At 31.5% G+C, this 12,198-nt stretch carries 11 protein-coding genes; 3 read left to right on the top strand and 8 right to left on the bottom strand.

The window, feature by feature from the left end; genetic code table 11:
- Positions 1–4: 4 nt before the first annotated feature.
- The 3 genes from BA195_RS03630 (at position 5) to BA195_RS03620 (ending at position 1,589) form a co-directional block, all read left to right on the top strand.
- Positions 5–577, top strand: a complete 573-nt coding sequence (locus tag BA195_RS03630) for a sigma-70 family RNA polymerase sigma factor (protein WP_068702536.1) — start codon at positions 5–7, stop codon at positions 575–577.
- 4 nt (positions 578–581) lie between these two features.
- Positions 582–842, top strand: a complete 261-nt coding sequence (locus tag BA195_RS03625; RefSeq protein WP_068702534.1) for a hypothetical protein — start codon at positions 582–584, stop codon at positions 840–842.
- Between the two features lie 105 nt (positions 843–947).
- Positions 948–1,589: an O-methyltransferase gene (locus BA195_RS03620; protein WP_068702532.1), complete on the top strand. Its 642-nt coding sequence runs from the start codon at positions 948–950 to the stop codon at positions 1,587–1,589.
- A gap of 3 nt (positions 1,590–1,592) precedes the next feature.
- Here the strand turns inward: BA195_RS03620 and BA195_RS03615 are convergent, their stop codons facing one another.
- From BA195_RS03615 to BA195_RS03580, 8 genes are all read right to left on the bottom strand, one after another.
- Entirely contained in the window at positions 1,593–1,874 is a 282-nt protein-coding gene (locus tag BA195_RS03615) for a Sec-independent protein translocase subunit TatA/TatB (protein ID WP_068702530.1), read from the bottom strand.
- A gap of 97 nt (positions 1,875–1,971) precedes the next feature.
- Positions 1,972–2,265: a FoF1 ATP synthase subunit delta/epsilon gene (locus BA195_RS03610; RefSeq protein WP_068702528.1), complete on the bottom strand. Its 294-nt coding sequence runs from the start codon at positions 2,263–2,265 to the stop codon at positions 1,972–1,974.
- Between the two features lie 39 nt (positions 2,266–2,304).
- Positions 2,305–3,816: a F0F1 ATP synthase subunit beta gene (gene atpD, locus BA195_RS03605; RefSeq protein ID WP_068702526.1), complete on the bottom strand. Its 1,512-nt coding sequence runs from the start codon at positions 3,814–3,816 to the stop codon at positions 2,305–2,307.
- A gap of 182 nt (positions 3,817–3,998) precedes the next feature.
- Positions 3,999–5,357, bottom strand: a complete 1,359-nt coding sequence (locus tag BA195_RS03600) for an OmpA family protein (RefSeq protein ID WP_068702524.1) — start codon at positions 5,355–5,357, stop codon at positions 3,999–4,001.
- A gap of 119 nt (positions 5,358–5,476) precedes the next feature.
- Positions 5,477–6,670, bottom strand: a complete 1,194-nt coding sequence (gene kbl / locus BA195_RS03595) for a glycine C-acetyltransferase (RefSeq protein ID WP_068702522.1) — start codon at positions 6,668–6,670, stop codon at positions 5,477–5,479.
- A 47-nt stretch (positions 6,671–6,717) separates the two neighbouring features.
- On the bottom strand, positions 6,718–9,843 hold the full coding sequence (locus tag BA195_RS03590) for a UvrD-helicase domain-containing protein (RefSeq protein WP_068702520.1): 3,126 nt from the start codon (positions 9,841–9,843) through the stop codon (positions 6,718–6,720).
- A gap of 70 nt (positions 9,844–9,913) precedes the next feature.
- Complete coding sequence (locus BA195_RS03585) at positions 9,914–11,074, bottom strand: metal ABC transporter permease (RefSeq protein ID WP_068702518.1); 1,161 nt, start codon at positions 11,072–11,074, stop codon at positions 9,914–9,916.
- Positions 11,067–12,191, bottom strand: a complete 1,125-nt coding sequence (locus BA195_RS03580; RefSeq protein ID WP_176714964.1) for a metal ABC transporter permease — start codon at positions 12,189–12,191, stop codon at positions 11,067–11,069. Before BA195_RS03580 ends, BA195_RS03585 begins: the two co-directional genes overlap by 8 nt.
- Positions 12,192–12,198 lie beyond the last annotated feature (7 nt).

Here is a 12,198-nt window from a genome sequence, read left to right as displayed (position 1 = left end):
AGCGATGAACCAAACTGATAAATCCAACGCTTTATCTCCAAATAAATGGGTTGATAATTATGCTGATTATTTATTTAATTATGCTGTAGCTCGTGTAAATGATTCTAACATTGCTAAAGACTTGGTACAAGAAACTTTTTTTGCTGGTCTTAAATCTGCTAAAAATTTTCAAGGAAAATCTACCGAAAGAACTTGGCTAGTATCAATACTAAAACGAAAAGTTATAGATCATTATCGAAAAATAAACTCAAACAAAGGTCAGGCAGAGGTTCGAATGAGTTTTTATGATAAAGGAGATAATGAAGGTAATTGGATTGAAGAACGAGTGCCTCAATCATGGGAGAATGAATCTGAAAAAAATATTGAAAATGAGGAATTAAAATCTCAGCTAGACGTTTGCATTGATAATCTTCCTGAAAAATATGCCATGGTGTTTAGAATGAAAACAATTCAGGAATTTGAAACAGAAGAAATTTGTAAGGAATTAAATATCACTCCGTCAAACTTATGGGTAATTATTCACAGAGCAAGAACCCAGCTAAGAAATTGTATGGAAAAGAACTGGTTTAATAAGTAAGAAGATGTTTAAAAGATTTAAAATAACATGTGATGAAGCAACTTCAATTTGTGACAAAGCACAATACAATGAAGCTTCATTTTACGAAAAAATAAAACTTAATTGGCACTTATTAACTTGTAAAATATGTGCTTTGTACTCAAAGCAAAATCGAAAAATGTCTGATATTTTTAAGATGAAAGCTAATAATTGCAAAAATGAAACGAAGTGTTTATCAAACAAAGAAAAAGAAGCTTTAAAGGAACAATTAAGTCAATTTAATTAATCGTTTAGTTTATATATATCAATTTTTATTTTTTGTTAGATTGAAACGGAACTTATTATAAAATAAGTTCCGTTTTTTTATACCTTTGAGCTAAAATTGAAAAGTATGCATTTTCTTCCTGAAAAAATAGATGATTACGCTGTTAATCACTCACAACAAGAGCCTAAAATATTACAAGAACTAACTAAAGAAACTTGGCAAAAAGTGTTAAACCCAAGAATGTTAAGTGGTGCTTTTCAAGGAAGGGTTTTATCAATGATTTCTAAGCTAGTACAACCTAAATCAATTTTAGAAATTGGCACGTATACCGGTTATTCTGCCCTATGTTTAGCCGAAGGTTTATCTGAAGATGGAAAACTTTATACTATTGATAAAAATGAAGAATTAGAGGAGTTACAGGCTACTTATTTTCAAAAATCAGCTTATAAAAATCAAATTAAGCAATACATTGGAAATGCAATTGATATTATTCCGACAATAGACACCAAATTTGACTTAGTTTTTATAGATGCCGATAAATCCAATTATCTAAACTATTTTGATTTAATTATAGAGAAAATGAACACTGGTGGAGTAATATTATCTGACAACGTGCTTTGGAGTGGTAAAGTGGTAGAAGAGTTAAATCCTAAAGATATAGACACAAAAATTCTTTTAGAATATAATCAGAAGCTTAACGAAGATAATCGCCTAGAAACTGTTTTGCTACCAATAAGAGATGGATTAACGATTAGTCGTGTAATATAATATTTAAAACTGTCGTTTTATTGGTCCTGTAAAGTCATCAATATCATCTTTAACTTTATTTACTTCTTTATTAATATCTTTTACAAAATTAGTATCGATACCTTGATTTTTAGCACTATCATTAATTTCTTTCTTTATATCATTGGTTGCATCTTTGATTTGACGCATTCCTTTTCCTAATCCCCTTGCTATTTCAGGAATTTTATCTGCACCAAATAACATAACAACAATTAATATGATTACAAAAATCTCTGGCCCTCCTATAAATAAAAATACTACATTCATTACTACAAAGATACTTAAAATCAATAGTAAAATCTTTATAAAATAAAAAAAGCCAAACTTTACGTTTGACTTTTTTTATTTATTAGTTATAAGGGAATTAATCTGCTAGAATAATAACCTTATTATCTTTCATTTCAATGGTTCCTGATTTAATATTTAAAGTTAAAACTTTATCATCTGCAGGTAATCTTTCAATGCTTCCATTTAAATCCTCAAAAACTAAATGAGTTTGAGTATGCACATGTATTTTAACTCTTCCTTTTTTTAAGATAGACACTATTGGTGCGTGATTATTTAAAATCTGAAACTCACCATTAATACCAGGTACATTTACAGAATCTACTTCTGATGAAAATAGAATAGCTTCTGGCGTTACAATTTCTAAAAACATAATTTCAATAGAATTAATTATTGTTAATTGTTAATTGAATTATGCTTCAGCTAACATTTTTTCACCTGCATCAATAGCCTCTTGAATAGAACCTCTTAAGTTAAATGCTGCTTCAGGGTATTTATCTAACTCTCCGTCCATAATCATATTAAATCCTTTAATAGTATCTTTAATATCAACTAAACATCCTGGAATACCAGTAAACTGCTCAGCTACGTGGAATGGTTGAGATAAGAAACGCTGTACACGACGTGCTCTGTGAACTACTAATTTATCTTCTTCAGATAATTCTTCCATACCTAAAATTGCGATAATATCTTGTAATTCTTTATAACGTTGTAAAATTTCTTTTACTCTTTGTGCTGTATTATAATGCTCATCACCTAATACTTCAGCAGATAAAATTCTTGAAGTAGAATCTAAAGGATCTACCGCTGGATAAATACCTAATTCTGCAATTTTACGAGACAATACTGTTGTTGCATCTAAATGGGCAAACGTTGTTGCTGGTGCTGGATCTGTTAAATCATCTGCAGGTACATAAACCGCTTGTACAGATGTAATAGAACCTTTTTTAGTAGAAGTAATACGCTCTTGCATTGCTCCCATCTCTGTTGCTAATGTTGGCTGGTAACCTACTGCCGATGGCATACGACCTAATAATGCTGACACCTCAGAACCTGCTTGTGTAAAACGGAAGATATTATCAACGAAGAAAAGAACGTCTTTTCCTTGTGCTTCTCCTGCTCCATCACGGAAATACTCTGCAATTGTTAAACCAGATAATGCAACACGTGCTCTTGCTCCAGGTGGTTCGTTCATTTGTCCGAATACGAAAGTAGCTTTAGAGTCTCTCATTCCAGGCTTATCTACTTTAGATAAATCCCATCCTCCTTCTTCCATAGAGTGCATAAAATCATCACCATATTTGATAATTCCAGACTCTAACATCTCTCTTAATAAATCGTTTCCTTCACGAGTTCTTTCTCCTACACCAGCAAATACAGATAAACCTCCGTGTCCTTTTGCGATGTTGTTAATTAACTCTTGAATTAATACGGTTTTACCAACTCCTGCTCCACCAAATAATCCAATTTTACCTCCTTTTGCATACGGCTCAATTAAATCGATTACTTTAATTCCTGTAAATAAAACTTCTGTTGATACAGATAAGTCTTCGAATTTAGGTGCTTGACGGTGAATAGATAAACCTGCATCACCTGTTTTAGGTAAATCTCCTAAACCATCGATAGCCTCACCTGTTACGTTAAATAAACGACCATAAATATCATTCCCTATTGGCATTTGAATTGGATTACCAGTAGCGATCACTTCTGTACCTCTACTTAATCCATCAGTTGCATCCATAGATATTGTACGCACCGTATCTTCACCAACATGTTGTTGAACTTCTAATACTAAAACTGAACCATCAGCTTTTTTAATTTCTAATGAATCGTAAATTTTTGGTAGTTCAGCACTTTTTGTATCAAACTCAACATCGATAACTGGACCAATAATTTGAGAAACTTTACCTGTTATTGTAGACATTACTATATATGTAATTAAAGTTATTTAATTTGCTATGTGAGCTTTAGCTCTTTTTTTCAAAGTGCAAAGGTAATTTTTTTAGTGGAATTTAAAAAGGGTTTCGTAGTATTTTTGCTAAAAAAATAAGCAAAAAAAAGGCTTCACATATGTGAAGCCTTTAATATTATTTATGTTTAGTTAAATTATTTAGCTAATTTAATTTCAACACGTCTGTTTTGAGCTCTACCAGCTCTTGTTTTGTTATCAGCGATTGGGTAGTCTTCTCCAAATCCTGCAGATGATAATCTTGAAGCAGCAACACCAGCTTTAGAAACTAAATAGTCTAAAACAGCTTTTGCTCTTTTTTCAGATAATCTTTTGTTAGTAGAAGCTCTACCTTGACTATCTGTATGACCTTGAATACTAAAGTTTGCTTTAGAGTATTCTTTCATAATCGCAGCAATTAAATCTAATTTACCAGAAACTCCAGGTCTGAAAGAAGTTCTTCCTGAGTTAAAGTAAATAGCTCTAGCGAAATCATTTAATTTCTTTTCTGCTTCTTTAGTAATTAATACTTCAGGACAACCGTTGTTAGAAACAACACCTGCAACAGTAGGACATTTATCGTCTTTATCTAAAACGCTATCTCCATCAGTATCTGGCCAAGGACAACCTGCATTTGCAACAGGACCTGCCACAGAAGGGCATTTATCTTTACCATCAACTACACCATCTCCATCAGCATCAGGACATCCGTTGTTAGCTTTAGTTCCTTTTTCAGTAGGACATGCATCATCTTTATCAGCAATACCATCTTCATCAGTATCAGGACATCCATTTAAAGCAGCTAAACCAGCAACTTCTGGACATGCATCATCAGCATCTTTTATCCCGTCACCATCAGTATCAGGACAACCATTAAACTCTTCTAAACCTGCAACCTCTGGACATGCATCGTGCTTATCAAAAACACCATCACCATCTGTATCAGTTCCTCCGAATTTAAATACTAAACCAACAGAATGTTGAAAATGATCTTGTACTTTATCTCCAAATTCTTTCTTTCCTCCTGACTGGAAGTTTAAACCTAAATTATCATTAAACCAAGTGTTGAATCCTAAACCTGCGTTTAACATTCCTTCTCCTTGATCAGCTAATGAAGTATAACCACCACCTAAATATACATAAGGATCAAACCAAGAAGTTTCTCCAAATAAATTATTTAAATCATATTTTACATTTGCATCAATAGCCCAATATAGTTCATCCATATCGTTTTCAGTAGCAAAAGTTTTAATCTTATTTAAAGACCCTGCTAATTGTAATGTAAAACCATCGTTTAAATACTTCTCTACAGATATTCTTGAAATTGATGGCAAAACATTCCAGTCACTAGTACCGATATAATCTTTTGCATAATCTCCAAATTCAGTTGGAATTCTAACGTCTACAGCGTTAACTCCAAACCCAACCACCCACGGGTTGTCTGAATCCTGTGCGTTTGCCGTTCCTACAGTTGCGAACGTAAACAAAGCTATCACAGCTAATTTGATTTGTTTCATTATAAAAAATTTAAATTAAAAGTTCGTTTATATATTAAGCAAATGTAAGTTGTTAAAACTTATTTACAAAAATAATTCTACAAAAAATTACAAGAAAGTAAGTTTTTGTATAGTTATTTTTAAAGCACTGCTAGCTCTTTACCCACTTTTACAAAGGCATTAATTGCTTTATCTAGATGCTCTTTTTCATGTGCTGCTGACAACTGCACACGTATCCTAGCCTGTTCTTTTGGCACTACAGGGAAGAAAAACCCAATAACATAAATACCTTCCTCCAATAACTTATCTGCCATATCTTGAGAAAGTTTTGCATCGTACAACATTACCGGCACAATTGCAGCATCGGATCCTACTAGGTCAAAACCTGCCTTTTCCATTTCTGTTCTAAAGTAATTGGTGTTCCATTCTAACTTATCTCTTAAAGATGTATCATTAGAAATAATATCAAAAACTTTTAACGCACCTCCTACTAAAGATGGCGCTAATGAATTTGAAAATAAATATGGGCGTGAACGTTGACGCAGTATTTCAATTACTTCTTTTTTACCTGTTGTATAACCTCCCATTGCTCCACCGAGTGCTTTACCTAAAGTACCTGTTACAATATCAACACGATCCATTACATTTTTAAGTTCAACTGTACCACGACCTGTTTTACCAATAAACCCGGTTGCGTGACATTCATCAACCATTACCATGGCATCATATTTATCAGCTAAATCACAAATTTCATCAAGCTTTGCAACAATTCCATCCATGGAGAAAACCCCATCAGTAACAATAATTTTAAAACGATGACCTTGTTTATTCGCTTCTATTAATTGTTCTTCTAGAGAACTCATGTCATTATTATTATAACGATAACGAGCTGCCTTACATAAACGAACACCATCTATAATAGACGCATGATTTAAACTATCTGAAATAATAGCGTCTTCTTTTGTTAATAGTGGTTCAAAAACACCTCCATTGGCATCAAAAGCTGCTGCGTATAATATTGTATCTTCTGTTGTGTAGAAATCAGCAATTTTTTGTTCTAACTTCTTATGAATATCTTGTGTTCCACAAATAAAACGTACAGATGACATTCCAAAACCATGTGTATCCATAGTGTCTTTTGCTGCTTGAATTACTTCTGGATTATTTGACAACCCTAAATAATTATTTGCACAAAAATTAACTACCTCTTCACCTGTTGATACTTTAATTACTGCATCTTGTGATGATGTAATGATACGTTCTGACTTGTATAGTCCAGCATCTTTAATATCCTGAATTTCTTTTTGTAATTGTTCTTTTATTTTTCCGTACATAATTTTATGTTTGAAAGTGTTTGTTTTTAAAAAGTCAAAGTTAGTTGTTAAACTTCTTCAACCAAAATTTCTTCATTAATATATATGAGTAGTTTTTTTGCTACCTTAAAATTCATCGATTTTAAAACTCGTTCATAGCGCAATAATTGTTGATGATAACTTTTAGATGGCTTACCTGTTTTATAATCAATTATTGTTACATTATTATCTGCATCAAAAACCAATCTATCTGGAATTAAAATTTGATTATCAACATCTACAATTTCACGCTCATTATATATAGTTACATCGTTAACATAATATTTTTTTAATGTTGGATGATTTACAATCTTATCAATATCAATTTGAATCGATTTTGCTTGTTGTGCATCAACAACTCCTTGCTGCTTGTATTGACCTACAACTTTTATAACATCATTACCAGTTATAATCTTTGCCATCATTTCATGAATTAAATTTCCGAACTCAATAGCTTCTCCTTGCAAAGTATCCCAAAGTTTTGAAGCACTTGCTAACATATGAATATTTTGCGCTTGCCAAGAAGTGGATATAAATTCTTGTTGATTTTCTGCCAATGAAACTTGTTTTTCTTTTTTACTAACTCGATTAGCATCACCAAAAGAATACGTTAATTCACCATCATTCCAAATATTATTCTCTTTTAAATAATTGATGAAAATTCCCGAATAAAAATTGGTATTTTCTTCACCTTTTGCTGTTATTTTATATTCGGTAATTATATGCAACTGCTCTACAGCTCTTGTTAACGCAACATATAAAAGATTAAAATTATCTAATTCTAATTCTTCACGTTGTTGATTAAATATTTCTAAACCACGATCATTAACTAACTTTAAATCTTTATTAAATGGCACTAATAATTCTTTAAAGTTCTCAAAATCTTCTGGCAATTTATCTAACCATACTTTTGGATTTATTTGTCGGTAAACATCTAAATCGTACGGAAAAATAACCACAGGAAACTCTAACCCTTTCGATTTATGAATTGTCATTACCTGAACTGCATTACCGCTTTCGGGAGCCACAATACTTAAACTACCTTTTTTTTCTTCCCAAAAATCTAAAAACTCTTGAATACTTGTTCCTTTTCGTTGTTGTTCTAAAACCACATCTAAAAAAAACTGCACATACGCATCTGAAGAATTTATCAATTTAAAACTTCTTATTATTTCTTCTATCTTTTCATAAAATGGCATTTGATGAAAAGCCTTTAAATTAAAAGGCGCCTGATAGTTTGTTAGCTGATTAAAAATAACCTCATTCGACTCATGAATTAGTATTGATATAAACGAATGTTTTTCGGTTGTTATTTGTAAATGATCATGTAAAAAATATAAAAATTCTAATGCCGTTTCTTTATCATTAGGGTGTTGAATTAACTGCAATACATCAATAATAAAATTAACTTTTGAGCTATTTTGCAGCAACAATGTTTCAGATGATATAATATCAATTCCGTTTTCAGATAAATAATTTGCAACGGCAATTCCGTCTTTTTTCTTGCGGACTAATACACAAATTTCATTTAAAGAAAAGGTAGTTTCTAAGCTTTTTATTTTCTCTAAAATTTTCTTCGGATATTTTAAAACCTCATCTTCTTTTTCTTCTTCCTTTTCTAAAAAGGATAAAGATACAAACCCTCCTTTTTTAGCAGTTGTTAATTGCTTATTACCCTCAATAAATAATTTTTTGTACTCTTCGTTTTGAAAAAAGTTAGCTGTATGTTGAAAAAACTGATTGTTAAAATCAATTACCTCGGTAAAACTTCTATAATTGGTTTCTAATGTTTTTATTTCTTTCGGAACATGAAACGGGTTTTCAATGTCAGACCCTAATGCAATAAATTGCTCTGCTTTTCCACCTCGCCAACGATAAATGGCTTGCTTACCATCGCCAACCAACAATAAATTACTGTTTTCTTGCGCCAATGCATTATCTATTAACGGAATTATATTTTGCCATTGTAATACCGATGTATCTTGCATTTCATCAATAAAATAATGCATAAATCGTTGTCCAATACGCTCGTAAATAAATGGTGCTGGCTGGTCTTTTATATTGTCAGAAATTAATTGATTAAACTCTGCATTTAATCGAATATTATTTTCTTCCTTTATATGTGTTAGTTCAAAATTAACGTAATTTAAAACAGCTAATGGAATGATACTTTTTAGTGCCAATTTGTTCATTAAAAATTGCTGATACAATTCTTCTGATTGACTGTATAAGTTCAACAATTCTGGCAAAACACCTTCAATGGCATTTTTTACATCGTCTGATTTTGATTTTGCATAAAAGTTCTTTTCTTCAACGCGTTCACGAAGTTTAGATTCTTCAAAAAACTTTGCTTTTTCTGGATTTTGAGACAAAGCCAAAAAATGATTTGGCAACATCGATCTATAAAAATCTTTATGTGCTATTTCAGCAGATACTATAATTTGTAACCCTTTGTTTCCAAGTTTTACAAACTTGTTTTTAATTTCCTTTTGATGTTTAGCTAATTTGTTTTTCAGATTGGTAAAATCTGCCAATTTCTTATCAGTTAGTTTTCTAAAATGTTTGGTGTCATCTTCATTTAATAAAATTCTTGAAAACTCATTTAACTCCAACGAAATATCCCATGACTTATCATCATCAGCCTTATCTAAAGAAAAATCTATCAGCAACTTTGTTAAATCTTTATCAGTTCCTATTTTAGATATCAATACATCCACCGCTTCATTTAATAAAGAAACTGCATCCATTTCTACCTCAAAATTTAAAGGCAACCCTAAATCATAGGCAAAACTTTTAATTATTTTATGCGTAAAACTATCAATTGTAGTGATTGAAAAAGCGGAGTAATTTTGTAAAACAGCATCTAAAACTCGTTGACTTCTTTCTTTTATTATTGCTTTATCAATAGTTATTTCGCTTGCAATAATTTTAAATAAATCATTCTCCTTCCCATCAGAAAATTCCTGTAAATTCTCTAACACTCGCTCCTTCATTTCACCGGCAGCTTTATTAGTAAACGTAATTGCCAAAATTTTTTGAAACTTAAAAATATCATCAGAACTCAGTAATACTTTTAGATACTCCTTTACTAAGGTAAACGTTTTTCCACTTCCCGCAGATGCGTTATAAACTTGAAAACTAGATGGGTTTTGCACAGAATTATTTTATTGCAAAATAATCTTTTTAAAGACAAAAAAAGAAAGCTAAGAGAATAAAAATTGACTTTTATCCTCTAAATAAGAAAAAATCTTTTTTCATCGATTCAATTTTAGAATCATCGTTTGTTATTATGTAATCTATTGCTTTTTCTGTAAAAGCTTTTCCTTTTTGGGTAAGTGATATAATTTGGTTTTCAATAAGAATCATATTATTTTTCTCTGCTAAATCTACTACCGATTTTGCTTTAATTTTATGCCAATTTATATGTTCATTTAAATGATTAATATGTCTTTCTCTTTTTTCGGTATGATTATTTAAATGTAACAAAAAAGTAAGTAATTGCACTTCTTTTTGTTGCTGCCTGTTTCGGTAAATTACTGAAATTAATCCTCTATTGGGCGCTAATAAATACACAAAAAAGAAAATCAACCCAAGCATACTAATCATCGATCCTGATATAGAAGCATCTAACAAATGCGCTACCCAATAACCCGAAATGGCCGAAAACACACCAAATAGGCCTGAAAAAACTAACATTTTCGTTAAATCATTCGTTAATAAATAAGCGGTGGCTGCTGGCGCAATCATTAGAGCGACAACTAATATTGCTCCGACTGCATCAAAAGCTCCTACAGTTGTTACCGAAGCTACACTCATTAATCCGTAGTGAATTACAATTGGCGAAAAACCTAAAGCGGTTGTTAAACCTGCATCGAATGTACTTACTTTTAACTCTTTAAAAAAAGTAATTAAAAGACTTAAGGTAATTGCTAATATTGTTCCTATAATCCATAATGATTTAGGCCCAATATCTGTTCCGTTAATCATCAATCTATCAAACGGCGCGAAAGCTAATTCACCCAATAAAACAGCATCAACATCTAAATGAACGTCGTTTGCATTTTTAGATATCAAAAGTACACCAATACTAAACAATGCCGGAAATACTAAACCAATAGCTGTATCTTCTTTTACTAATTTTGTTTTCTGAATATATTCTACCAAAACAACGGTTAAAATTCCTGATAAAGCTCCCATTAAAATTAATAAAGGAGAATTTAAATCATGTGTAATAAAAAAACCTACTACCAAACCTGGTAAAATCGAATGACTTATAGCATCACTAATTAAGGCCATTTTTCGCAACACCAAAAACACACCAGGTATTGCACAAGCTACTGCTACTAAACTTGCTATTAATTGTATTTCTATCTGAGCACTACTCATTTTCTATATGTTGATTATATAAATTACCTGCAAACTGATATCCTTCTTCCGTCATAGACCACATTTTACCTTGTACTCTTATATATTCTTTCTCTTCTAATTTTTTTAAAGTTCCTCTTGTATATCCTTGAAAATTATTTAAAATTTTTACCGCATGCGGATGGGATTTATCTTCGTGTGTCTTTACCAAATCAAACATAAAGGATAAGGTTTTATGCAGTTGTATATCGCGCCTGTTTTTTAAAAAACGAATCTGACGAAAAAGCAAACCTCTGGAAGGTGAAAAAACAAATGAAAACACTACAAATACTGCAGCAACTAATACAATTACTGGCCCCGTAGATAAATTTGATTGACTTGCACTAATACCAGTACCAACAACACCTGCTAACAAACCAAAAATAGCAGCTAAAACAACCATGGTACTTAAACTATTTGTCCATTGACGTGCTGCTGCTGCTGGCGCCAACAACATGGCACTCATTAAAACAACACCCACTGTTTGCAAACCCAAAACAATTGCTAAGACAATAAAACTTGTAATTAGAGTATCTATAAATTTTGTATTAAAACCTAAGGTTTTTGCATAATCTGCATCAAATAATAAGAGTTTAAGTTCTTTCCAGAATAGCAATAATACCGCTAAACAAATAGCTGTAACTACTGTCATAAACCAAACATCTTTAATTAACAATGTTGCTGCCTGACCAAATAAAAATTTATCTAAACCTGATTGATTTGCATTTGGTAATTTTTGAATAAAAGTTAACAATAACATTCCGAATCCGAAGAAAACAGAAAGAATCAATCCTAAAGCAGTATCTGTTTTTAAATGTGTGTTTTTTACAATTCCACGTACCCAAAAAGCTCCGATTAATCCACTTATCAGGGCGCCTAACAATAAAATATTAGTATCTTTTGTCCCTGTAATTAAAAACGCAATAGCAATACCAGGTAATGATGCGTGTGAAATTGCGTCGCCTAATAAACTTTGTTTTCTTAACACCGCAAAACTACCTAGCATACCACAAATAGCACCTAAAATTGCAGTACCAATAGTGATTGTTCGAAGTGTATAATCTGTAAAAACGAGTTTAAAATATTCAGTAAAGTCGATAGTCGTT

The sequence above is a fragment of the Tenacibaculum soleae genome (assembly GCF_001693415.1).
Taxonomy (GTDB): Bacteria; Bacteroidota; Bacteroidia; order Flavobacteriales; family Flavobacteriaceae; genus Polaribacter; species Polaribacter soleae.
Note: the sequence above shows the minus strand (reverse complement) of the source record. Positions and strands in the feature narration are given on the sequence as shown.

Excerpts from the sequence above, each read along its gene's own strand:
- BA195_RS03630 (WP_068702536.1), top strand. The coding sequence starts at position 5 with ATGAACCAAACTGATAAATCCAACGCTTTATCTCCAAATAAATGGGTT.
- BA195_RS03625 (WP_068702534.1), top strand. The coding sequence starts at position 582 with ATGTTTAAAAGATTTAAAATAACATGTGATGAAGCAACTTCAATTTGT.
- BA195_RS03620 (WP_068702532.1), top strand. The coding sequence starts at position 948 with ATGCATTTTCTTCCTGAAAAAATAGATGATTACGCTGTTAATCACTCA.
- BA195_RS03615 (WP_068702530.1), bottom strand. The coding sequence starts at position 1,874 with ATGAATGTAGTATTTTTATTTATAGGAGGGCCAGAGATTTTTGTAATC.
- BA195_RS03610 (WP_068702528.1), bottom strand. The coding sequence starts at position 2,265 with ATGTTTTTAGAAATTGTAACGCCAGAAGCTATTCTATTTTCATCAGAA.
- atpD (WP_068702526.1), bottom strand. The coding sequence starts at position 3,816 with ATGTCTACAATAACAGGTAAAGTTTCTCAAATTATTGGTCCAGTTATC.
- BA195_RS03600 (WP_068702524.1), bottom strand. The coding sequence starts at position 5,357 with ATGAAACAAATCAAATTAGCTGTGATAGCTTTGTTTACGTTCGCAACT.
- kbl (WP_068702522.1), bottom strand. The coding sequence starts at position 6,670 with ATGTACGGAAAAATAAAAGAACAATTACAAAAAGAAATTCAGGATATT.
- BA195_RS03585 (WP_068702518.1), bottom strand. The coding sequence starts at position 11,074 with ATGAGTAGTGCTCAGATAGAAATACAATTAATAGCAAGTTTAGTAGCA.